Origin of the sequence: Schaalia naturae (genome assembly GCF_042665795.1) — a bacterium.
In the GTDB taxonomy this organism is placed as follows: Bacteria; Actinomycetota; Actinomycetes; order Actinomycetales; family Actinomycetaceae; genus Pauljensenia; species Pauljensenia naturae.
In genome coordinates, this window is the sequence record NZ_JBHTEF010000001.1 from 878,592 (window position 1) to 899,179 (window position 20,588).

At 72.3% G+C, this 20,588-nt stretch carries 21 protein-coding genes; 19 read left to right on the top strand and 2 right to left on the bottom strand.

Going from position 1 to position 20,588, the window contains the following annotated elements; genetic code table 11:
- Window positions 1–190: 190 nt before the first annotated feature.
- Window positions 191–1,429, bottom strand: a complete 1,239-nt coding sequence (locus ACFQWG_RS03850; protein WP_380972276.1) for a glucose-1-phosphate adenylyltransferase — start codon at window positions 1,427–1,429, stop codon at window positions 191–193.
- Between the two features lie 157 nt (window positions 1,430–1,586).
- Between ACFQWG_RS03850 and glgA the strand changes: the two genes are divergently transcribed.
- From glgA to ACFQWG_RS03890, 8 genes are all read left to right on the top strand, one after another.
- Window positions 1,587–2,816, top strand: coding sequence for a glycogen synthase (gene glgA, locus ACFQWG_RS03855; protein ID WP_380972278.1), 1,230 nt, complete (start codon window positions 1,587–1,589; stop codon window positions 2,814–2,816).
- A gap of 113 nt (window positions 2,817–2,929) precedes the next feature.
- A complete protein-coding gene (locus ACFQWG_RS03860) occupies window positions 2,930–3,751 on the top strand; it encodes an ABC transporter ATP-binding protein (RefSeq protein WP_380972281.1) in 822 nt (273 codons plus the stop codon).
- Between the two features lie 30 nt (window positions 3,752–3,781).
- A complete protein-coding gene (locus ACFQWG_RS03865; RefSeq protein WP_380972283.1) occupies window positions 3,782–4,240 on the top strand; it encodes an NfeD family protein in 459 nt (152 codons plus the stop codon).
- Window positions 4,241–4,309: 69 nt separating this feature from the next.
- Window positions 4,310–5,221: an SPFH domain-containing protein gene (locus tag ACFQWG_RS03870; protein WP_291494939.1), complete on the top strand. Its 912-nt coding sequence runs from the start codon at window positions 4,310–4,312 to the stop codon at window positions 5,219–5,221.
- Window positions 5,221–6,555, top strand: a complete 1,335-nt coding sequence (locus ACFQWG_RS03875; protein ID WP_380972285.1) for a glutamine synthetase family protein — start codon at window positions 5,221–5,223, stop codon at window positions 6,553–6,555. Before ACFQWG_RS03870 ends, ACFQWG_RS03875 begins: the two co-directional genes overlap by 1 nt.
- Entirely contained in the window at window positions 6,556–9,546 is a 2,991-nt protein-coding gene (locus ACFQWG_RS03880; RefSeq protein ID WP_380972287.1) for a bifunctional [glutamine synthetase] adenylyltransferase/[glutamine synthetase]-adenylyl-L-tyrosine phosphorylase, read from the top strand.
- Between the two features lie 57 nt (window positions 9,547–9,603).
- Complete coding sequence (locus ACFQWG_RS03885; protein ID WP_380972289.1) at window positions 9,604–10,302, top strand: histidine phosphatase family protein; 699 nt, start codon at window positions 9,604–9,606, stop codon at window positions 10,300–10,302.
- Complete coding sequence (locus ACFQWG_RS03890) at window positions 10,295–10,948, top strand: GNAT family N-acetyltransferase (protein WP_380972292.1); 654 nt, start codon at window positions 10,295–10,297, stop codon at window positions 10,946–10,948. The genes ACFQWG_RS03885 and ACFQWG_RS03890 overlap by 8 nt, the downstream gene beginning before the upstream one ends.
- Before the next feature lie 65 nt (window positions 10,949–11,013).
- On the opposite strand, the gene ACFQWG_RS03895 is transcribed toward ACFQWG_RS03890, so the two are convergent.
- The gene (locus ACFQWG_RS03895; protein ID WP_380972294.1) at window positions 11,014–11,238 is read right to left on the bottom strand and encodes a hypothetical protein; all 225 of its coding nucleotides are present in this window, start codon (window positions 11,236–11,238) and stop codon (window positions 11,014–11,016) included.
- A 35-nt stretch (window positions 11,239–11,273) separates the two neighbouring features.
- On the opposite strand from ACFQWG_RS03895, the gene ACFQWG_RS03900 reads away from it, so the two are divergent.
- The 11 genes from ACFQWG_RS03900 to ACFQWG_RS03950 all read left to right on the top strand — a co-directional run bounded on the left by ACFQWG_RS03900 (window position 11,274) and on the right by ACFQWG_RS03950 (window position 20,562).
- Window positions 11,274–11,783: a SixA phosphatase family protein gene (locus ACFQWG_RS03900; protein ID WP_380972296.1), complete on the top strand. Its 510-nt coding sequence runs from the start codon at window positions 11,274–11,276 to the stop codon at window positions 11,781–11,783.
- A 38-nt stretch (window positions 11,784–11,821) separates the two neighbouring features.
- Window positions 11,822–12,583: a YebC/PmpR family DNA-binding transcriptional regulator gene (locus ACFQWG_RS03905; RefSeq protein ID WP_380972298.1), complete on the top strand. Its 762-nt coding sequence runs from the start codon at window positions 11,822–11,824 to the stop codon at window positions 12,581–12,583.
- An 8-nt stretch (window positions 12,584–12,591) separates the two neighbouring features.
- The gene (pdxS, locus tag ACFQWG_RS03910) at window positions 12,592–13,503 is read left to right on the top strand and encodes a pyridoxal 5'-phosphate synthase lyase subunit PdxS (RefSeq protein ID WP_380972300.1); all 912 of its coding nucleotides are present in this window, start codon (window positions 12,592–12,594) and stop codon (window positions 13,501–13,503) included.
- The gene (gene pdxT / locus ACFQWG_RS03915) at window positions 13,497–14,093 is read left to right on the top strand and encodes a pyridoxal 5'-phosphate synthase glutaminase subunit PdxT (protein WP_380972302.1); all 597 of its coding nucleotides are present in this window, start codon (window positions 13,497–13,499) and stop codon (window positions 14,091–14,093) included. Before pdxS ends, pdxT begins: the two co-directional genes overlap by 7 nt.
- Window positions 14,094–14,111: 18 nt before the next feature.
- On the top strand, window positions 14,112–14,747 hold the full coding sequence (gene ruvC / locus ACFQWG_RS03920; RefSeq protein WP_380972304.1) for a crossover junction endodeoxyribonuclease RuvC: 636 nt from the start codon (window positions 14,112–14,114) through the stop codon (window positions 14,745–14,747).
- Between the two features lie 35 nt (window positions 14,748–14,782).
- Window positions 14,783–15,379, top strand: coding sequence for a Holliday junction branch migration protein RuvA (gene ruvA / locus ACFQWG_RS03925; protein WP_380972306.1), 597 nt, complete (start codon window positions 14,783–14,785; stop codon window positions 15,377–15,379).
- Window positions 15,372–16,409, top strand: coding sequence for a Holliday junction branch migration DNA helicase RuvB (gene ruvB / locus ACFQWG_RS03930; protein ID WP_380972308.1), 1,038 nt, complete (start codon window positions 15,372–15,374; stop codon window positions 16,407–16,409). Before ruvA ends, ruvB begins: the two co-directional genes overlap by 8 nt.
- A gap of 101 nt (window positions 16,410–16,510) precedes the next feature.
- A complete protein-coding gene (locus ACFQWG_RS03935) occupies window positions 16,511–16,978 on the top strand; it encodes a preprotein translocase subunit YajC (RefSeq protein WP_380976210.1) in 468 nt (155 codons plus the stop codon).
- 52 nt (window positions 16,979–17,030) lie between these two features.
- Window positions 17,031–18,941 (top strand): protein translocase subunit SecD, encoded by a 1,911-nt coding sequence (gene secD / locus ACFQWG_RS03940; RefSeq protein WP_380972310.1) that lies wholly within the window; start codon window positions 17,031–17,033, stop codon window positions 18,939–18,941.
- The gene (gene secF / locus ACFQWG_RS03945; RefSeq protein WP_380972312.1) at window positions 18,938–20,026 is read left to right on the top strand and encodes a protein translocase subunit SecF; all 1,089 of its coding nucleotides are present in this window, start codon (window positions 18,938–18,940) and stop codon (window positions 20,024–20,026) included. Before secD ends, secF begins: the two co-directional genes overlap by 4 nt.
- Entirely contained in the window at window positions 20,023–20,562 is a 540-nt protein-coding gene (locus ACFQWG_RS03950; protein WP_380972314.1) for an adenine phosphoribosyltransferase, read from the top strand. Before secF ends, ACFQWG_RS03950 begins: the two co-directional genes overlap by 4 nt.
- The last annotated feature ends 26 nt before the right edge of the window (window positions 20,563–20,588 follow it).

Below are 20,588 nucleotides of genomic sequence, written 5' to 3' on the forward strand. Positions count from 1 at the left end.
GCCCGCGACCCGCAGGACGGACCACGCGGGGCCGTCCTCGTCGGGCGGGGAGGAGACCAGCGAGACGCGGCCGCCCGACAGACCCAGGCGGCCGGGCAGATCGTGGGGCGCGCCGAGTGGCCTGGGACTGATCGCGCACACGACGACCGGGGCGGGAGGCGACAGCGGGGGCGCCGGGCTCACGCGCGCCTCACTTCGTGACGACCATGCCCTTGGGCACCACGGTGATGCCCGAATCTGTGACGGTGAATCCCCGCTCGCGGTCGCGGTCCAGGTCAACGCCCACGACCGCGCCCTCCTCGACGCGCACGTTCTTGTCCAGGATCGCCTTGGAGACGATCGCGTGGCGCCCGACCCGCGTCCCGTCCATGACCACCGAGTCCGTCACCTGGGCCCAGGAGTGCACGTAGACGCCGGGGGAGATGATCGAGTGGTAGACCTCGCCTCCGGAGATGATGGTTCCCGGCGACACGAAGGAGTCGACGGCGTGACCCATGCGCGAGTGCTCGTCGCCGTAGACGAACTTCGCGGGGGGCAGCGACCCGTCGATCATCGTCATGGTCGGCCACTCGCGGTTGTACAGGTTGAAGATCGGGTGGACGCTGATGAGGTCCATGTTGGCCTCGTAGTACGCGTCGAGCGTGCCGACGTCCCTCCAATAGTCCCGGTCGCGCGTCGTGGAGCCCGGCACGTCGTTGTCCTGGAAGTCGTAGACCCCGCACTCCCCGCGGGCCACGAAGGAAGGGATGATCGAGCCGCCCATGTCGTGGCCGGAGGCGGGGTCGGCGGCATCCGTCCGAAGCGCCGCCACCAGGTCCGTCGTCGTGAAAACGTAATTCCCCATCGACGCCAGCACCTTCGAGGGATCGTCCGGCAGAGGCTCGACGTCCGTCGGCTTCTCCAAGAAGTCCCTGATCACCCCGTCCCTCGCGTCGATGACGCCCAGCGCCGGGGCCAGCTCGACGGGCTGGCGGATGCCGGCGACCGTGGCCGGCAGGCCCGAGGCGATGTGGTGGTCCACCATCTGGGAGAAGTCCATCCGGTAGATGTTGTCCGCCCCCACGATGAGGATGTAGTCGGGGCGCTCGTCGTCGACGATGTTGAGCGACTGGTAGATGGCGTCGGCGCTCCCGAGGTACCAGTGGGGCCCGCGACGCTGCTGGGCCGGCATGGGGGCGACGAAGTTGCCCGTCAAGGGGGACATGTACCACGTCCGGGTGACATGCCGGTCCAAAGAGTGCGACTTGTACTGGGTGAGCACGACGACCCGCATGTAGCCCGAGTTCACGATGTTCGACAGCGCGAAGTCGATGAGACGGTAATGGCCTCCGAAGGGGACCGCGGGTTTCGCCCGGTCCGCCGTCAGCGGCATGAGCCGCTTGCCCTCGCCGCCCGCCAGGACGATGGCCAGGACGTGTGTGTGTGCCATGGCTCCAGCGTAGGGGGAGGCGGGCCCGTCGCGGGGACGTTCCGCCGCACGTGGGACACCGGAACAAGGAACGGGAGCGGGCACGGCGGGGCGGCGTCCCCGGCTAGGCTCGAGGGGATCCACCAGTGTCCCGGCCCTCGAGGCCCAGGAGGTTCCCATGCGCGTCGACATCCTCACGCGGGAGTACCCGCCCCACGTCTACGGGGGCGCCGGCGTCCACGTCACCGAGCTCGCGCGGGTCCTCCGCCCCCTCGTCGGCGACCTGCGGGTCCATGCCTTCGATGGGCCGCGCGAGGCGGGCGGGCCGGGGGGAGAGCCGGGCGTGAGCGGCTACCCCGAGGTCGTGGAGCTGTCGGGGGCCAACGCGGCGCTGCGCACGCTCGGCGTCGACCTGGAGATGGTCGGCGGCACCGAGGGCGCGGACCTGGTCCACTCCCACACCTGGTACGCGAACATGGCCGGGCACCTGGCCTCCCTCATGGGGGACGTCCCCCACGTCGTCACCGCCCACTCCCTCGAACCGCTGCGCCCGTGGAAGGCCGAGCAGCTGGGAGGGGGCTACCGGATCTCCTCCTTCGTCGAACGCACCGCCTACGAGGGCGCCACGGCCGTCGTCGCGGTGTCCCGCGGCATGCGCGAGGACGTCCTGCGGGCCTACCCGGCGGTCGACCCGGACCGCGTCCACGTCATCCCCAACGGCATCGACCTCGCACGGTGGCGTCCCCCGCGCACCGGGGAGGACCGCGCCCTCCAGGACCGAGTCCTCGCGGCCCACGGGATCGACCGCACGCGCCCCACGGTCGCCTTCGTCGGACGGATCACCCGGCAGAAGGGACTGCCCTACTTCCTGCGGGCCGCGCGCCGCCTGCCGGCGGACGTCCAGATCGTGCTGTGCGCCGGAGCCCCGGACACCCCGGAGATCGCGGCGGAGGTCGGCACCCTGGTGGCGCGCCTGCGCGAGGAGCGCACGGGCGTCGTCCTCATCCCCGAGATGCTCCCCCAGCCCGAGGTGGCCGCGATCCTCGACGCGGCCGACGTCTTCGTGACGCCCTCTGTCTACGAGCCCCAGGGCATCGTCAACCTCGAGGCGATGGCGCTGGGCCTGCCGGTGGTCGGCACCGACACCGGTGGCATCCCGGACTGCGTCGTCGACGGCGTCACCGGCTACCTGGTGCCCCTCGAGCAGAAGCAGGACGGCACGGGCACGCCGATCCGCCCCCGGGACTTCGAGGCCGCCATGGCGGAGCGGCTCATCGCCGTCCTCGCCGATCCGGAACGCGCCCGGGCCATGGGACGGGCCGGAATGGAACGCGCCCGCGAACGGTTCTCGTGGACGGCCATCGCCGAGGCGACGGTCGGGCTCTATCGGAAACTGCTGGGGGAATGAGTCCCGTCCCCGAGCGGGCGGCGCGGGAGCCCGCGGCGCCGCGGCGTGAACGGATGCGCGCGACCCCGGTCCGTCGCCTCGTCGCGGGCCTCCTCGCCAGATAGGGTGCAGACATGGAGAGCGTCGTCGAACTCAGGGATGTCACCGTGGAGCGCGGGGGGGCCCGCCTGCTGAACGCCGTGTCGCTGAGGACCCACGTCGGCGAGCACTGGGTGGTCGTCGGGCCCAACGGCGCCGGGAAGACGACGCTCGTCCGCGTCGTCGCGGGCCGGGAGGCTCCGACGTCGGGCACGGCCCGCGTCCTGGGAACCGACGTCGCCGCGGCCGACCCCGCCGAGCTCGCGTCCCGCGTCGGATTCTCCTCCCAGAGCGTCGCGTCGCGCATCCCCGGCTCCGAGCGCGTGCGCTCCGTCGTGCTGACGGCCGCCTGGGGCCAGTCGGTGAGCTACCGCGAGGACTACGAGACCCAGGACACCGGGCGGGCCGAGGATCTCATGGCCGTCTTCGGCGTGTCAGCGCTGGCCGCGCGCCGCTTCTCCACCCTGTCCGAGGGCGAGCGCCAGCGGGTGCTCCTGGCCCGCGCGCTCATGGCGGACCCGGAGATCCTCATCCTCGACGAGCCCACCGCCGGACTCGACCTCGGGGCGCGCGAACTGCTGGTCGGGGCCCTCGCGGAGATCGCCGGGCACCCGGGCTCGCCGCAGCTCATCCTCGTTACCCATCAGATCGAGGAGATCGCCCCCGGTTTCACCCATGCCGCCGTCATGAGCGGGGGCCGGATCGTGGCGGCGGGCCCCCTCGAGGAGACGATCACCGGCGTCGCCCTCTCCCGGGCCTTCGACCTGCCGCTCACGGCCGGCGTCACCGACGGGCGCTGGTGGGCCCACGGCGTCGGCGCTCCGGGTTCGGGCTCCGGCTCGCGCCACGGCGCCTGACATGGACCCGACACCTGGAAGGAGACCCTGATGCACGTCATCTGGTGGCTCGTCGCCGCACTGGTCCTCGGCATCATCGAGGTCGCGACCGTCGACCTCATCTTCCTCATGCTGGCGATCGCCGCGCTCCTCGCGGCGCTCGCCTCGGGACTGGGGCTGGGCCTGGTCGGACAGGTCGTCGTCTTCGCGGCCGCCGCCGTGGTCCTCCTGTTCCTCGTCCGCCCCTGGGCCAGGCGGCACCTCGCCCGGTCGACGCCCGACGTGCGGACCAACGCCCAGGGCCTGGTCGGCCAGGAGGCTGTCGCCCTGTCCCGGCTGACGGGCACGGACGGGCGGGTGAGGCTGGTCGGCGAGACCTGGTCGGCCCGCACGGTCGACCGGGCGGAGGTCCCCGCCGGCACGCATGTCCGGGTCCTCAGCATCGACGGCGCGACCGCGGTCGTCGGACCCCTTTCCAGTGTCGTCGATCCGCCGGCGGACCAGGTCTGACGCCGTTGCGGGCCGCCCCGACCCCCATCCACCCACCGCACCGGAACCTCCTCACGAAAGGACCGCCCCATGCTGGGAGACGTCATCCCCCTCGTCGTCCTCATCCTCCTGATCATCTTCATCGTCGTCACGGTCGCCCGCGCCGTGCAGGTCGTGCCCCAATCCCGGGCTCTCGTGGTGGAGCGCCTCGGCAAGTTCCACTCGGTGATGTTCGCCGGCCTCCATCTGGTGGTCCCCTTCATCGACCGGATCGCCAGCCGCGTCGACCTGCGCGAACAGGTGACCAGCTTCCCGCCCCAGCCCGTGATCACGGCGGACAACGTCGTGGTGTCCATCGACTCGGTGATCTATTACCAGGTCAACGACCCGATGCACGCGACCTACGAGATCGCGAACTACATCCAGGCCATCGAGCAGCTGACCGTCACGACCCTGCGCAACGTCATCGGCTCGCTGGACCTCGAGCAGACGCTCACCAGCCGCGACCAGATCAACCAGCAGCTGCGCGGCGTCCTCGACGAGGCGACCGGGCGGTGGGGCATCCGAGTCAACCGGGTCGAGCTCAAGGCGATCGACCCGCCGCCCTCGATCCAACAGGCGATGGAGCAGCAGCTGCGCGCCGAGCGCGACAAGCGCGCCGCGATCCTCACGGCCGAGGGCGTCCGCCAGTCCCAGATCCTCCAGGCCGAGGGCGAGAAGCAGTCCGCCATCCTCAAGGCGGAGGGCCAGGCGCAGGCGGCGGTCACGCGCGCCGACGGCGACGCGAAGGCCATCCAGACCGTCTTCGACGCCATCCATGAGGGCAATCCCACTCCCGACCTCCTGAGCTACCAGTACCTCAAGACGCTGCCGCAGATCGCCCAGGGCAACGCCTCGAAGGTGTGGGTCGTCCCGACGGAGCTGACGGCCGCGCTCAATGCGATCGCGAAGGGCTTCGGCGGAGAGGCGTCCCCGAGCGCCGCCGGCCTGTCGGAGAAGTGATGGACCACCAGCAGGAGCACGCGCTCCAGGAGATCGCCGACCGCGGCATCCGCTTCGTCCGCCTGTGGTTCACGGACGTCGCGGGCATGCTGAAGTCCGTGGCGGTGGACCCCGGCGAGCTTGAGGACGCCTTCACGGAGGGCATCGGCTTCGACGGCTCGTCGATCGAGGGGCTCACCCGCGTCCAGGAGTCCGACATGCTGCTGCGCCCCGACGCCCGGACCTTCCAGGTGCTGCCGTGGCGCGGCCCCGACGATCCGGTCGCGCGCATGTTCTGCGACGTCCTCACCCCCGACGGGCACCAGGCCCTCTCGGACCCGCGGGGCGTCCTCGAACGCACGGTCGGGCGCGCCGCCGACATGGGGTTCACCGTCGTCGTCCACCCGGAGATCGAGTTCTACCTGTTCGACCGCCCCGTCACCCCCGACCACGTGGCGCCCATCGACAACGCCGGCTACTTCGACCACACGGCTCGTGGGGACTCCAACGACTTCCGGCGCCGCGCCGTGCGGATGCTGGAGGACATGGACATCGCGGTGGAGTTCTCCCACCACGAGGCTGGCCCTGGGCAGAACGAGATCGATCTGCGGGCCGTGGACGTGGTGACGGCGGCGGACAACATCATGACGGCTCGCACCGTCATCGAGGAGGTCGCGCTGCGCGAGGACATCGTCGCCTCCTTCATGCCGAAGCCCTTCATCGACCAGCCGGGGTCGGGCATGCACACCCACCTCTCGCTGTTCGAGGGCGGGGAGAACGCCTTCTACGACGCCTCCGGGCAGTACCAGCTCTCCGCGACGGGACGGCACTTCATCGCGGGCCTGCTGGAGCACGCCCGTGCGATCTGCGCGATCACGAATCAGAACGTGAACTCCTACAAGCGCCTGTGGGGCGGGGGCGAGGCCCCCTCGTTCGTGTGCTGGGGGCACAACAACCGGTCCGCCCTGGTCCGGGTCCCCCTGTACAAGCCGACGAAGCGGCAGTCCGCGCGCATCGAGTACCGGGCCCTGGACCCGGCGGCCAACCCGTATCTGGCGTTCTCCGTGCTGATCGCTGCGGGGCTGGACGGCATCGAACGGCGTCTCGACCTGGAACCGGAGGCGGAGGACAACGTCTGGGACCTCTCGGAGCGCGAGCGCCGGGTGCTGGGGATCGAGCCGCTGCCCGGGTCCCTGGAGGAGGCCGTGGAGGCCATGCGCGAGTCCGACCTCGTCGCGGAGACGCTGGGCGAGGAGGTCTTCGACTTCGTGCTGCGCGACCATGAGAAGGAGTGGCGCGAGTACCAGGAGCAGATCACGCCGCAGGAGATTCGCCGCTTCCTCAAGGTGAACTGAATGGCGGGGGACCAGGGAGCGGGAGAGCCCGGTCCGGGCGCGGCGGAGCTGCGCGCGGCGGGCTTCGTGGAGGTGGACCGCGTCGGGGGGCTGCTCGCCTCCCTGCCGGGATCCGGCGAACGCTGGGTGCGGGCCTGCTCCGTGACGGCGCGCCCGGACGAGGCGCTGCTCCAGGCCGTCCGCCTGGCCGAGGCCGACCCCTCCCTGGTGCGCTCCCTCATCGACGAGGGCGGCCGCCCGCTCGGGCGGGTGCTCGGCGTGCTGGGGGGCTCCCGGGCGCTCGGGGACCTCCTGGTCAGCCACCCGGATCGCGCCCGCGCCCTCTGGGAGACGCCGGTGAGCGCACGCGCGACGATGCTGGGAGCGGTCGGCGCGCCCGCGATCCCGCTGGGCGAGGAGGGGGCGGACGCCCCCGTCGCCGCGCCCGGCGCCACGGCGGACGACCTTCGCCGGGCCTACCGTCGCGTCCTGCTCGACATCGTCGGCGACGATCTCACGGATCCGGAGCCGGTGCGGCGCATGCCTGCGGTCGGACGGGCCCTGGCGGATCTGGCCGACGCGGCGCTCGAGGCGGCCCTGGCCCTGGCGCGCCGCGACGTGGACCCCGGCGTGAGGGTGCGCCTGACGGTCGTCGCGATGGGGAAGACCGGCGCGCGCGAACTCAACTACGTCTCCGACGTCGACGTCATGTACGTCGCGGAGGCCGGGAGCGCCGACGTCGAGGAGCGCGAGGTCATCGAGATCGGCACGCGCCTGGCGGCGCTGTCCGCCCAAGCCTGCTCGGGCCCCGGGGCGGAGCCCCCGCTGTGGGCGGTGGACACGGCGCTGCGGCCCGAGGGACGCGACGGCGCGCTGGTGCGCACCTTGGACTCCTACCAGGCCTACTACGCCCGATGGGCGCAGACATGGGAGTATCAGGCCCTGCTCAAGGCGCGGGCCGCCGCCGGCGACCGGGACCTGGGCGCGCGTTTCGAGGCGGTGGCGGCGTCGTTCGTGTGGAGCGCGGCGGGCCGCCCCGGGTTCGTCGACAACGCGCGGGCCATGCGCACGCGGGTCGAGGAGAACATCCCCCGCTCGGAGGTGGATCGCGAGCTCAAGCTGGGCCCCGGCGGGCTGCGCGACGTGGAGTTCACGGTTCAGCTGCTGCAGCTGGTCCACGGGCGCACAGACCCAGACCTCAGGGTCCGCGACACGGTCGGGGCTCTGGCGGCGCTGAGCACCGGCGGCTATGTGGGGCGTTCCCGCGCCGCCGAGCTGACCCGCGCCTACTGCTTCCTGCGCACCGTCGAGCATCGCGCCCAGCTGTGGCGGATGCGCCGCACCCACCTCGTCCCCAGCGACCATGCGGAGCTGCGGGCGATGGCCCGCTCCATCGACCCCGTCGCCCTGCCGTCCGCGGAGGACCTCGAGGCGGAGCTCACGCGGGTCCGCACGCGCGTGCGCGCCCTGCACGAGGAGGTCTTCTACCGCCCGATCGTGGCGGCCACGGCCAGCCTGAGCCCCGACGAGGCGGCGCTCGACCGCGACGCGGCGATGGCCCGCCTCGCCGCCGTGGGCTACATCGACCCCGCGGGCGCCCTCGCCCACATCACGGCGCTGACGGCGGGGGCGTCGCGGCGGGCGGCGATCCAGCGGCACCTGCTGCCGGTCTTCATCTCGTGGCTGGCGGACGGCGCCGACCCTGACCTGGGCCTCCTCAGCTTCCGGTCTCTGTCGGAGCAGATCGGGGACTCCCACTGGTACCTGTCGCTCCTGCGGGACTCGGGCGTGGCTGCCACGCGGCTGTGCCGTCTGCTGTCGGGTTCCCGGTGGATCGCGGACGCCCTGTCCCACCGCCCCGAGGCCATCGCCTGGCTGGACCACCAATCGGACCTGCAGGCGCTGCCGTCGCAGCGCCTGCGCACCGAGATCCGCGCTCTGGTGGGACGCCACCCCGACGCCGCCACCGCGGCCGAGCGGGTGCGGTCGGTGCGCGCGCGGGAGCTCACGCGCGCCGGCATGGCGGACGGCCTGTCCGGCGTCCGGCCGGTGCGCGCGGAGATCTCGGACGCGGCCGACGTCGCGCTCGAGGGGGCGCTCGCCATCGCCCAGCGCGAGGACGAGGCCGTTCACGGCGGCCGCCAGGCCGACGTGGCCCTGATCGCCATGGGCCGCTACGGCGGGAGGGAGTCGTCCTACGCTTCGGACGCCGATGTGATGGTCGTCCACCGCTGCGCGCCCGGGGTCGACGACGCGCGGGGCGCGGCCGCCGCGGCCCGCATCGCATCCCGCGTGCGAGAGCTGTTGGGGCGCACGACGTCGCAGATGGGCCTCGCGATGGACACGGATCTGCGCCCGGAGGGGCGCTCCGGGCCGGTGTCGCGCACGGTCGAGTCGTATCGGGAGTACTACCAGGACTGGGCCTCGCCCTGGGAGCATCAGGCGCTTCTGCGCGCCCGGGGGGCGGCGGGCCCGGAGGACCTGGTCTCGGCGTTCCTGGAGGTCGTCGACCCGATCCGCTACCAGTGGACGCCCTCGCCGCAGGACCTGCGCGCGATTCGGCTGCTCAAGGCGCGCATGGAGAACGAGCGGCTGCCGCGGGGGGCGGACCCGGCCCGCCATGTCAAGCTCGGCCCCGGCGGGCTGACGGACGTCGAGTGGGTCGTCCAGCTGCTGCAGCTGCGCCACGCCCACGACGTCGAGGCGCTGCGGGCGACCTCGACGATGGGCGCGCTCGACGCCGCGGAGGCGGCCGGGCTGGTCGACGGGGAGGATGCCGCGACGTTGCGCGAGGCGTGGTCGCTGGCCTCGCGTATCAGGGCCGGCAACGTCCTGACGAGCGGGCGGATGTCGGGCGCGAAACTGGATGTGCTGCCGCTGGCCGACCGCGAGCACGCGGCGCTGGCCCGCCTGCTGGGCTACGCCTCGGGCGGGGAGGGGCAGCTGGATGAGGACTGGCGGAGGGCGGCGCGCCGGTCTCGCAAGGTGATGGACCGCCTGTTCTGGGAGTGAGCGACGTGTCCCGGACGGATCCGGGCGCCGTCGGGGATCGGAAGGGGATCGGCAGGGATGAGACTGGTACTGGTGCGGCACGGGCAGACCTCCTCGAACGTCCACGCGACGCTGGACACGTTGCGCCCGGGGGCGCCGCTGACCCGGCGGGGCCGTGCTCAGGCTCGGGAGCTCGCCGAGCGGTGGTCGGACCTGGTCGGGAGCGGCCCCTCGGTCGTCGCCGTGTCGCCTCTGGCGCGAACCCGTGAGACGGCGGCCCCCCTCCTCCGGCGGTTCGGGTTGGCGCCGCTGGTGCGCCCCGGCATCCGGGAGGTGCGTGCCGGCGACCTTGAGATGAACGGGGATCTGGTGTCGGACCTGCGCTACGGGCGGACGGTGCGCGCGTGGGCGGACGGCGACCTCGGCCTGCGCATGCCGGGCGGAGAGGACGGCCGCGATGTGCTCCGGAGGACGCTGCCCGTCGTGGACGAGGTGGCGCGCCGGGCGTGGGAGCGCCACGGGGAGCGGGCCGTCGCCGTCCTCGTCGCCCACGGCTCCGTCCTCCGGGCGACGGCGGCAGCGCTGGCGGGAGACGTGGCGGGCGCGGTGATCGGGGGTCGTCTGCTGGGCAACGCGCACACCGCGATGCTCCGGTGGGAGGGCGGGCCGCGGGAGTGGCCCAGGGACCCGTGGGGCTGGGTCGGAGCATGGCAGGCGCTGACCTGGGACGAGGTCGCGGTGGAGGACCTCGCGGGAGCGCAGGCCGGCGGTGCCTGACCTCCTCACCGAGAGGCTCGCGCTCTCGCCGCTGATCGAGGAGGACGCCCCCGCGGTGTTCCGCCTCCACAACGATGCGCGGACGTGGCGGCACTTCCCGATGGGGCGTTGGACGGATCCCCGTCAGGGCGAGGCCTTCGTGCGCATGTCGCGGGGCTCCTTCGCCCGCACGGGCCTGGGGGAGTACGCGGTGCGCCTGCGCGGCGAGGGGCCCCTCGCCGGTGGGGTCGGCGTGTTCGCGATGGCGGGTCCCGAGGACGGGGCGATGGGCGTGGTGCGAGACCCTCCCGGCGAGGGCGAGCCGGCGATCCCGCCTCACGCGCTGCTCAACATCGGCTGGCGGATGGCTCCGGAGGCGTGGGGCCGGGGACTGGCGAGCGAGGCGGCGGGGGCGGTGGCGGCGCGCGCCCATGAGATATGGCCGTCCCTGGCGCTGACGGCCTGCGTGTTGTCCACCAATCCGGCGTCGGCGGCCGTGTGCGGCCATCTGGGGCTGTCCCTGCGGTGGAGCGGCCTGAGCGGGGAGGCGCTGCGCGTGCGCGCGTGGCGCCCGCGGGTCCCCGGCGGGGAGTCGTGCGTGCGATGGTTCTTCGCCGACCGCGACGTCGCCCCCGCGCTCGTCGCGGCGCGCGTGCGGGGACTCTGACCCCCCCGGCCGAGACGCCGGCCGCGTCCTCGTCCCCGGCGGCCACCAGGACGGCGGGCATCGGTTCAGACCTCGGCGCCGCCGACGTCGGCGATGGGGACGACCCGCGCCGGGAAGCTCCGCGCCCTCATGTAGGACAGCAGGAAGTCCCGGTGGTCTTCGCAGGTCAGCCATGTCTTGTGGCGACCGTGGTGGAGGGCGGGGTTGCGCCAGACGATCGCGAGGGTCGCCGGGTTCTCGCACCCGCGCGCCGAGCACACCCCATCGCGGGGACCGTGCGCCAAAGCCATGACTCCTCCTCGACTGCCCCCTTAGCCTAGAGGACATGACTGCGCGCACCCTCGTCCTGGTCCGCCACGCCCAGGCCGACCCACGGAGCTCCTCGGGGGACGGGGACCGCGCCCTGACGCGGCAGGGAGCCGACCAGGCCCTCCGCCTGGGCCGTCTCCTCCTCCCGGTGGTGCCCGGAGCGGACCTGGCGATGGCCTCGCACGCCCGTCGCGCGCGAGAGACCCTGGAGGGCCTGGCCCGCAGCATCCGCCTGGCCCGGCGCGGGATCCTCGACGAGCTTGACATGTGCGATCCCGACACGATCCTCGACCTGGTGCGCTCCCTCGAGGGTGATCCCCGCACCGTGGTCCTCGTCGGGCATGAGCCGACGATCTCCCAGACGGCGCTCATGCTCGCGCGCCGCGGGGAGGACCGGGCGCCTCTGTCGGGCGGGGCGCCCACGGCGACGGCCGCGGTCCTGCGGTTCGAGGGGGACTGGGCGCAGCTCCCGCCGTGCTCCTGCTCGCTCGACGTCATGAGCGCGCCCCTGCTCCCGCGACGGTAGAATATATCGGTACATGTCCATTGCCTGAGGGAGCACTGATGTCGGGACACTCCAAGTGGGCCACCACGAAGCACAAGAAGGCGGCGATCGACGCCAAGCGCGGCAAGCTGTTCGCACGCCTCATCAAGAACATCGAGGTGGCCGCCCGCACCGGGGGCGGTGATCCCGCCGGCAACCCGACGCTCTACGACGCCATCCAGAAGGCGAAGAAGAACTCGGTCCCCGCCGACAACATCGACCGCGCCGTCAAGCGCGGATCCGGCGCCGAGGGCGGAGGCGCCCAGTACGAGACGATCATGTATGAGGGCTACGGGCCCGGCGGCGTCGCCTTCCTCGTCGAGTGCCTCACCGACAACCGCAACCGCGCGGCCTCCGACGTGCGGCTGGCCTTCACCCGCTCCGGCGGCAACCTCGCCGACCCGGGATCCGTGTCCTACCTCTTCACACGGCGCGGCATCATCGAGGTGCCGGCCTCCTCGGGCGTCGACGAGGACACGATCATGGAGGCCGTGCTGGACGCGGGCGCGGAGGATGTGGAGCCGGCGGGGGACGAGTTCGTCATCTCGTGCGATCCGGGCGACCTGGTCCAGGTGCGCACCGCACTGCAGAAGGCCGGCATCGACTACGACTCGGCGGAGGCGCAGTTCGTGCCCTCCACGGAGGTCGAGCTCGACCTGGAGGGCGTCCAGAAGGCTACGCGCCTCGTCGACGCCCTCGAGGACTCCGATGACGTGCAGAACATCTACCAGAACATGACGATGTCGGACGAGGTCCGCGCCGCGTTCGATTCCGAGGAGTGACACCCGACATGGCTGAGGACGAGTCCGCCCAGCCCGGCCGCGAGGTCGGCACGGCCCGCGTCAAGCGGGGAATGGCGCAGATGCTCAAGGGCGGCGTCATCATGGACGTCGTCACCGCGGAGCAGGCGAGGATCGCCGAGGACGCGGGTGCCGTCGCCGTCATGGCGCTGGAACGGGTCCCCGCCGACATCCGCGCCCAGGGCGGGGTCGCGCGGATGTCCGATCCGGACCTCATCGACGGGATCATCGACGCGGTGTCCATCCCGGTGATGGCGAAGGCGCGCATCGGGCACTTCGTCGAGGCGCAGGTCCTCCAGGCCCTCGGCGTCGACTACATCGACGAATCCGAGGTCCTCACCCCCGCCGACCACGAGCACCACATCGACAAATGGCAGTTCACCGTGCCCTTCGTGTGCGGGGCCACGAATCTCGGGGAGGCTCTGCGCCGCATCGACGAGGGCGCCGCCATGATCCGCTCGAAGGGCGAGGCCGGCACGGGCGACGTGTCGAACGCGACGACCCACATGCGCCGGATCCGCGACGACGTCGCCCGGCTCTCCTCCCTGCCGGAGGAGGAGCTCTACGCGGCGGCGAAGGACCTCCAGGCCCCCTACGGGCTGGTCGCCGAGGTTGCGCGCTCCGGGCGCCTGCCGGTCGTCCTGTTCACGGCCGGCGGCATCGCGACGCCCGCGGACGCGGCGATGATGAGGCAGCTGGGCGCCGAGGGCGTCTTCGTGGGCTCGGGCATCTTCAAGTCCGGCGACCCCGTCAAGCGGGCCGCCGCGATCGTCCAGGCGACGACCTTCTACGACGACCCGGATGTCATCGCGAAGGTGTCGCGCGGGCTGGGCGAGGCCATGGTCGGCATCAACGTCGAGGACCTGCCGGCGGGCCACCACCTGGCGGACCGGGGATGGTGACGGTCGGCGTCCTCGCGCTTCAGGGCGACGTCGCCGAGCACCTGTCGGCCCTCGAGGCGGGCGGCGCCCGCGCCGTCGCGGTGAGGCGCCGCGCCGAGCTCGACGGCGTCGACGCGCTGGTGATCCCGGGAGGGGAGTCGACCGCGATGTCCCGCCTGCTGGAGGCCCTCGACCTGGCCGGGCCCCTCGCGGAGCGGCTCTCCTCAGGCATGCCAGCCTGGGGCACCTGCGCCGGCATGGTCCTTCTGGCCTCGCAGATCCTCGACGGGCGGGCCGACCAGCGCGCCCTGGCCGCCCTGGACATCACCGTGCGCCGCAACGCCTTCGGACGCCAGATCGACTCCTGGGAGGAGGACCTCCGGATCACCGGGGTGGCGGGAGGGGCCTTCCACGCGGTCTTCATCCGCGCCCCCCGGGTCGAACGCGTCGGCGAGGGCGTCGAGGTGCTCGCACGCTCGGGCTCCGCGCCCGACGGGCCGATCGTCGCGGCCCGCTCCTCCCGGGTCCTGGTGACCTCGTTCCATCCTGAGGTCGGGGGCGACCACCGCCTCCACCGCCTGTTCGTCGACATGGTCGACGAGGCGGCCTGAGCTCGGGACGGAGGGGACATGCGTGTGATGGGGATCGATCCGGGGATCACCCGGTGCGGCGTCGGCGTGGTCGACGTCGATGCCTCCCGCCGAGCGACGCTGGTCCACGTGCGGGTCGCCCGGTCCTCGCCGCAGGTGGCCACCCACTTCCGGCTGCGTTCCATCGCCGATGAGATCGACGAGGTGATCGCCGCCCACGCCCCCGAGGTCATCGCCATCGAGCGGGTCTTCGCCCAGGAGAACCTCCAGTCGGTCACCACCACGATGCAAGTGATGGGGGCGGCCATGGTGTGCGCGGGCCGCGCGGGACTGCCGATGGCCGTCTACACGCCCTCGGAGGTCAAGGCCGCGATCTCGGGAAACGGCAACGCCTCCAAGGCGCAGGTCGAGCACATGGTCGCGCGGGTCCTCAGGCTCGCGGAGGCCCCCCGGCCCGCCGACGCCGCGGACGCCCTGGCCATCGCGATCTGTCACGCCTGGAGGGGGACCGGGCTGCTCGGCGCCGGCGACGACTCCCGGGTGTCGGTGTCCCTGTCGGGCAAAGTCCATGCCAGGGGCGCGGTCACCCCGGCTCAACGGACCTGGCTGGCCGCCCAGGCGGCCCAGCGGCGCACCGGCGCGGTGGATCCCCGGCTCCGCCGCGGCGGGCGCTAGGATCGTACACGTGTTCGCCTGAGGGGAGGAAGAGGATGATCGCGCAGCTCACCGGCACGGTCCAGCACGTGGGCCTCGACGCCGTGGTCCTGATGACCGGAGGACTGGGCTGGCGCGTCATGGTGTCCCCGGCGACCGCGCAGGCGCTCGAGGGGGGCGCGGAGGCCACGCTCCACACGTCGTTGGTCGTGAGGGAGGACTCCCTCACGCTCTTCGGATTCCGCACGGGCGACGAGCGCGACGTCTTCGAACGCCTTCAGACCGTCTCAGGAGTGGGGCCCCGCATCGCGCTGGCCGCCCTGTCCGTCCTCGGCCCCGACGACCTGCGCCGTGCCGTGTCCACCGGTGACCTGGCCGCCCTCCAGCGCATCCCGGGGGTGGGACGGAAGTCAGCGCAGCGCCTCGCCCTGGAGATCGGAGACAAGCTCGGGTCCGCCGCAGCCGTCGAGGGCGGGCCGGCCGCCGGGGCTCCCGAGGGGGAGGCCGAGACGGAGGTCCGCGCCGCCCTCGTCCAGCTGGGATGGACCGAGGCCGTCGCGCAACGGGCCGTGGACGATCTGGCGGGCAACGGCCTGGGGGCCTCGGACCTGCTGCGCGCGGCCCTGCTGAAACTGGGGGGACGCCGTGGCTGAGGTCGACGACCAGGGGGCGCGTGTCGTCGCCCCGGACGCGAGCGACCTGGAACGCGCCGCGGAGGCGGCTCTGCGCCCGAAACGGCTGGCGGACTTCGTCGGACAGCCCACGGTGCGCTCCCAGCTCCAGCTGCTCCTCGACGCGGCGCGCGGACGCGGGGTCACCCCCGACCACGTGCTGCTCGCCGGCCCCCCCGGGCTCGGCAAGACGACGCTGGCGATGATCGTCGCCGCGGAGATGGGCACGTCCCTGCGACTGACCTCGGGCCCCGCCATCCAGCACGCCGGCGACCTCGCGGCGATCCTGTCGGGCCTGCAGGAGGGTGACATCCTCTTCATCGACGAGATCCACCGCCTGGCCCGCACCGCCGAGGAGATGCTCTATCTGGCGATGGAGGACTTCCGCGTCGACGTGGTCGTCGGGAAGGGGCCGGGCGCCACCTCGATCCCGCTCACGCTTCCCCCCTTCACCGTCGTGGGGGCGACCACCCGCTCGGGACTGCTCCCCGCCCCGCTGAGGGACCGCTTCGGCTTCACGGCGCACCTCGAGTTCTACGAGGTGGAGGACCTCGAGCGGGTGGTCCATCGCTCCGCGGGCCTGCTGGGCGTCCCCATCGACGCGGCCGCCGCCCACGAGATCGCCTCGCGGTCGCGCGGCACGCCGAGGATCGCGAACCGCCTGCTCCGCAGGGTCGTCGACTTCGCCCAGGTCAACGGCGACGGGACTGTGTCCCTGAGGTCGGCGCGCGGGGCCCTCACGCTCTTCGAGGTCGATGCGCTGGGCCTGGACCGGCTGGACCGGGCCGTGCTGGACGCCCTATGCCGACGTTTCGGCGGCGGACCGGTCGGGCTGACGACGCTGGCCGTCACCGTGGGGGAGGAGGCGGAGACCGTGGAGACCGTGGTCGAGCCCTATCTGGTGCGCGAGGGTTTCATGGTCCGCACCCCGCGGGGCCGGGCGGCGACTCCCGCCGCGTGGGCCCACCTGGGCCTGACGCCGCCGGGTGGCGAGGGCGCGCTGTTCGGCTGAGCGGCGTGGTTCGCCGGGCGCCGCTCGGGGCACTAGACTGCTACGGGCGAGGTCTGCCCACCACGCGCACGCTCCGATGAAAGAGGTTCTTCGTGGGATCAATGGGTTTCCTGCTCATCATGCTGGTGCTGCTGGTCTTCATGATGTGGTCCGGCAACCGCAGCCGGAAGAAGATGCAGAACCAGCAGGAGGAGCACCGCCGCCGCATGGACGAGGGCCTGGTTCCCGGCGCGTGGGTGAAGACGTCCGTCGGCTTCTGGGGACGTTTCGCCGACCGCGACGGCGACGTCGTCATCCTCGAGACCCCCGGGGGGACCGAGACCTACTGGGACGTCGCCGCGGTCCGCGACATCGGCGAGCCGCCCTTCGCGGCGGACGAGCCGGAGGCCCCCGTCGAGGAGGAGCCGGAGAAGCCGGTGCTGGGTCTTGAGCCGGGCGGCCCGTCGTTCGCTCAGACCCCCGAGCCCCCGTCGTCGTCCGACGTCTCCGATGCGCCGGATCCCGGCACGTCGTTCGAGCCGCCCTCGTCCGCGGCCGAGCCCGACGACGATTCCGACACGAAGAACTGACTGAGCGCCTCGCGGCTCCCGCGACCGTCTCCCTTTCTGAAAGACACCCATCGTGGCATCCCAACAGCGCCATCCCGTGCGCTCACTGCTCGCCCTGCTCATCGTGGCCGTCATCGCGGCGGCGGCCCTGGTCGTCGGCCACCAGACGCAGGGCGCGACCTTCCTCCCGAAGCTCGCGCTCGACCTGGAGGGCGGCACTCAGCTGATCCTCACGCCGGTGGCGGCCGACGGGACCGACAAGGACGTCTCCGAGGCCGACATCGCGCAGGCGATCGAGATCATCCGCAACCGCGTGGACGCCTCGGGCGTCTCCGAAGCCGAGATCACGTCGATGGGCTCCGACAACATCTCCGTGTCGCTTCCGGGTCACCCCAGCGAGGAGACGCTGGATCTCATCCGCTCGTCCTCCCAGATGGACTTCCGGCCCGTGCTGCAGGTCGCCGCCGCCCAGACGCAGGCCTCCGCCAGCGCGGGATCCGCCCAGTCCGGGGAGAGCTCGCAGTCGGGTGAGGCCGCCCAGAGCGACGAGGCCTCGCAGTCCGGGGAGGAGGCCCAGTCCGGCCTCGTCTCCACCGCAGTCCCGGAGGAGCAGGCGAAGCAGTACGCGGACACGGACGGGGACGGCACGATCTCGGACGCGCCCGCGAGCACGCCGACGGACAACTCCGACACCGGCTGGATCACCGAGCAGGCGCTCCTCGACTTCTACACGCTGGACTGCACGAATCCGGAATCGCGGGCCCAGGGCTCCGCCTCCGATCCCGACAAGGCCTTCGTGGCATGCGACGCCGACGGCGCGACGAAGTACATCCTCGGCCCGGTCGACGTCACGGGCGCGAACCTGTCCTCGGCGACCGCCTCCCTGGTCTACAACTCGCAGGGCCAGTCCACAGGCGAGTGGGGCGTCAACCTGGAGTTCGACGCGGAGGGGACGAGCGAGTTCGCGGAGGCCTCCCAGCGGCTCTACGACCTGAAGTCGAGCGATACCACGCGCAACCGGTTCGCCGTCGTCCTCGACGGCAACGTCATCACGGCGCCGTCCATGAACGCGCCGATCACCGACGGCAAGGCGCAGATCACCGGCAGCTTCACAGCGGCCTCGGCGAAGGCGCTGGCGAACCAGCTCAGCTTCGGATCGCTGCCGCTGAACTTCACCGTCCAGTCCGAGCAGCAGATCTCGGCGACCCTCGGGTCCGACCATCTGGAGAAGGGACTGTGGGCGGGCGTCATCGGCCTGATCCTGGTGGTCCTGTACATGGTGTGGCAGTACCACGCGCTGGCCGCGCTCTCCGCCGGCTCGCTGCTGGCCTCCGCAGGCATCACCTACCTCGTCATCACCCTGCTGTCGTGGCTGATCGGATACCGGCTGTCCCTGCCTGGCGTCGCGGGCCTGATCGTCGCCGTGGGCATCACGGCGGACTCGTTCATCGTGTACTTCGAGCGGATCCGCGACGAGGTCCGCGAGGGACGCCCGCTGTCGGCGGCGGTCGACGAGGGCTGGGACCGGGCCAAGCGGACGATCGTCATCTCCGACATGGTGAACCTCGTGGCGGCCATCGTGCTGTACCTCCTGGCCGTCGGCGGTGTGCAGGGCTTCGCCTTCACGCTGGGCGTGACGACGGCGGTCGACCTCGTCATCATCTTCTTCTTCACCCATCCGATCATGGAGCTGCTGGTGCGCACGCGGTTCTTCGGGGAGGGCCGCCGGTTCTCCGGGTTCGACCCCGAGCACCTGGGTGCGAAGTCAGGGGCGATCTACGCCGGACGCGGACGCATCGCCCGTCACGATGACGCGCGGACGCCCGCGGGAGCGCCGGCGGCGGCCGGCGGGGGCAAATCCCTGGCGGAGCGCCGTTTCGAGGCGGCGCACGCCGAGCAGGCGACGGCGATCCCGCCCGGCGAGGCGCCGGAGGACGGCGCCGTGGACGAGCGCCCCGACCAGGCCGAGGAGGATCCGCGATGATGAGCTTCGCGCAGTGGGGCAACGCCCTCTACTTCGGGAAGAAGTCCTACGGGGTCATCCCCCGCAAGAGGACGTTCGCCGGGATCGCCTGCGCCCTGATGGCGGTGTCGATCATCCTCATGGCGACGCTGGGATTCAACCAGTCCATCGAGTTCACCGGCGGCTCCCAGTTCACGGTGGCGGGTTCGGCGCAGACCGACCAGCAGGCCGCCTACGACGCGTTGGCCGGTGAGGGGATCACCTCCGACGTGCGCGTCTCGGCGCTGGGCGCGGACTCGATCCGCGTGCAGACGGCCTCCCTCGACACGGCGACGTCGGCCGCGGTGCGCGATGCCCTGGCACAGGCGTACGGGGTGGACTCGGCGGACGTCCAGTCGAACTCGATCGGACCGGCCTGGGGCGCGGACGTCACGAAGAAGGCCCTGCAGTCGCTGGTGATCTTCGTCGCCCTCGTCACGGTCATCATGACGGTCTACTTCCGCTCCTGGACGATGTCGTGCGCGGCGATGATCGCGCTGGCCCACGACATGCTCGTGACGGTCGCCGTGTTCGCCCTCACCCGGGTGGAGGTCTCCCCGGCCACGGTCATCGGCTTCCTCACGATCCTCGCGTACTCGCTCTACGACACGGTCGTGGTCTTCGACAAGGTCCGCGAGCTGACCCGGGGCGTCTGGGACCAGAAGCGCTTCACCTTCGGCGAGCTCGTCAACCTCGCCGTCAACCAGACGATGGTGCGGTCGATCAACACCTCGATCGTCGCGGTGCTGCCGGTGGCCGCGATCCTCTTCATCGGCACGTGGCTGCTGGGCAGCGGCACGCTGACGGACATCTCTCTGGCGCTGTTCGTCGGGATGATCGCCGGGGCCTACTCCTCGATCTTCGTGGCCTCGCCCTTCCTCGTGATCCTGGAGGAGCGGCGGGCGCGCACCCGGGAGCACACGGCGGCCGTGGAGGCCGCGCGGGCACGGGGCACAGAGTCGGCCGAGGGGACGACGCCAGCCGCGGTCCGCGTCGCGCCCGTCGTCCCGGGGCACCATCTGGGACAGGCGGCCCAGCCCGTCCGCAAGAACCGGAGGAACCGATGAGCCACGAACTGGGCTCCCGCATCGCGGAGCTCGTCACGTCCAACCTGCGAGAGATCCCGGACTTCCCGGAGCCCGGCGTGCTGTTCCGCGACATCACGCCGCTGCTGGCGAACGGTCCCGCGTTCAGGGAGCTCATTGATCTCCTCGCCCGGCGCTACGACGGCCGGGTCGACGCGGTCGCAGGCCTGGAGTCGCGGGGGTTCATCCTCGCGGCCCCGCTGGCGACCACGCTCGGCGTAGGCATGTTGACGATCCGCAAGGCCGGCAAGCTGCCCGGCCCGGTCATCGGGGTCGACTACGCCCTGGAGTACGGCACGGCCCGCATGGAGCTGCGTCCCGACTCCGTGGCGGCGGGGGACCGGGTGCTCGTCATCGACGACGTCTTGGCGACGGGCGGCACGGCGGGCGCCTCGGTGAGGCTCCTGCGCGAGTGCGGGGCGGAGGTCGTCGCGGTGTCGGTGCTGCTGGAGCTGGAGGCCCTGGGGGGCCGCGCGCGCCTGGAGGGCCTGACGGTCGAGTCCGCCGTCAGCTTCTGAGAACCGCGTCGGCCCCCGCACGCATA

Coding starts and splice junctions, on each gene's coding strand:
- ACFQWG_RS03850 (WP_380972276.1), bottom strand. CDS start 1,429: ATGGCACACACACACGTCCTGGCCATCGTCCTGGCGGGCGGCGAGGGC.
- glgA (WP_380972278.1), top strand. CDS start 1,587: ATGCGCGTCGACATCCTCACGCGGGAGTACCCGCCCCACGTCTACGGG.
- ACFQWG_RS03860 (WP_380972281.1), top strand. CDS start 2,930: ATGGAGAGCGTCGTCGAACTCAGGGATGTCACCGTGGAGCGCGGGGGG.
- ACFQWG_RS03865 (WP_380972283.1), top strand. CDS start 3,782: ATGCACGTCATCTGGTGGCTCGTCGCCGCACTGGTCCTCGGCATCATC.
- ACFQWG_RS03870 (WP_291494939.1), top strand. CDS start 4,310: ATGCTGGGAGACGTCATCCCCCTCGTCGTCCTCATCCTCCTGATCATC.
- ACFQWG_RS03875 (WP_380972285.1), top strand. CDS start 5,221: ATGGACCACCAGCAGGAGCACGCGCTCCAGGAGATCGCCGACCGCGGC.
- ACFQWG_RS03880 (WP_380972287.1), top strand. CDS start 6,556: ATGGCGGGGGACCAGGGAGCGGGAGAGCCCGGTCCGGGCGCGGCGGAG.
- ACFQWG_RS03885 (WP_380972289.1), top strand. CDS start 9,604: ATGAGACTGGTACTGGTGCGGCACGGGCAGACCTCCTCGAACGTCCAC.
- ACFQWG_RS03895 (WP_380972294.1), bottom strand. CDS start 11,238: ATGGCTTTGGCGCACGGTCCCCGCGATGGGGTGTGCTCGGCGCGCGGG.
- ACFQWG_RS03900 (WP_380972296.1), top strand. CDS start 11,274: ATGACTGCGCGCACCCTCGTCCTGGTCCGCCACGCCCAGGCCGACCCA.
- ACFQWG_RS03905 (WP_380972298.1), top strand. CDS start 11,822: ATGTCGGGACACTCCAAGTGGGCCACCACGAAGCACAAGAAGGCGGCG.
- pdxS (WP_380972300.1), top strand. CDS start 12,592: ATGGCTGAGGACGAGTCCGCCCAGCCCGGCCGCGAGGTCGGCACGGCC.
- pdxT (WP_380972302.1), top strand. CDS start 13,497: ATGGTGACGGTCGGCGTCCTCGCGCTTCAGGGCGACGTCGCCGAGCAC.
- ruvC (WP_380972304.1), top strand. CDS start 14,112: ATGCGTGTGATGGGGATCGATCCGGGGATCACCCGGTGCGGCGTCGGC.
- ruvA (WP_380972306.1), top strand. CDS start 14,783: ATGATCGCGCAGCTCACCGGCACGGTCCAGCACGTGGGCCTCGACGCC.
- ACFQWG_RS03935 (WP_380976210.1), top strand. CDS start 16,511: ATGGGTTTCCTGCTCATCATGCTGGTGCTGCTGGTCTTCATGATGTGG.
- secF (WP_380972312.1), top strand. CDS start 18,938: ATGATGAGCTTCGCGCAGTGGGGCAACGCCCTCTACTTCGGGAAGAAG.
- ACFQWG_RS03950 (WP_380972314.1), top strand. CDS start 20,023: ATGAGCCACGAACTGGGCTCCCGCATCGCGGAGCTCGTCACGTCCAAC.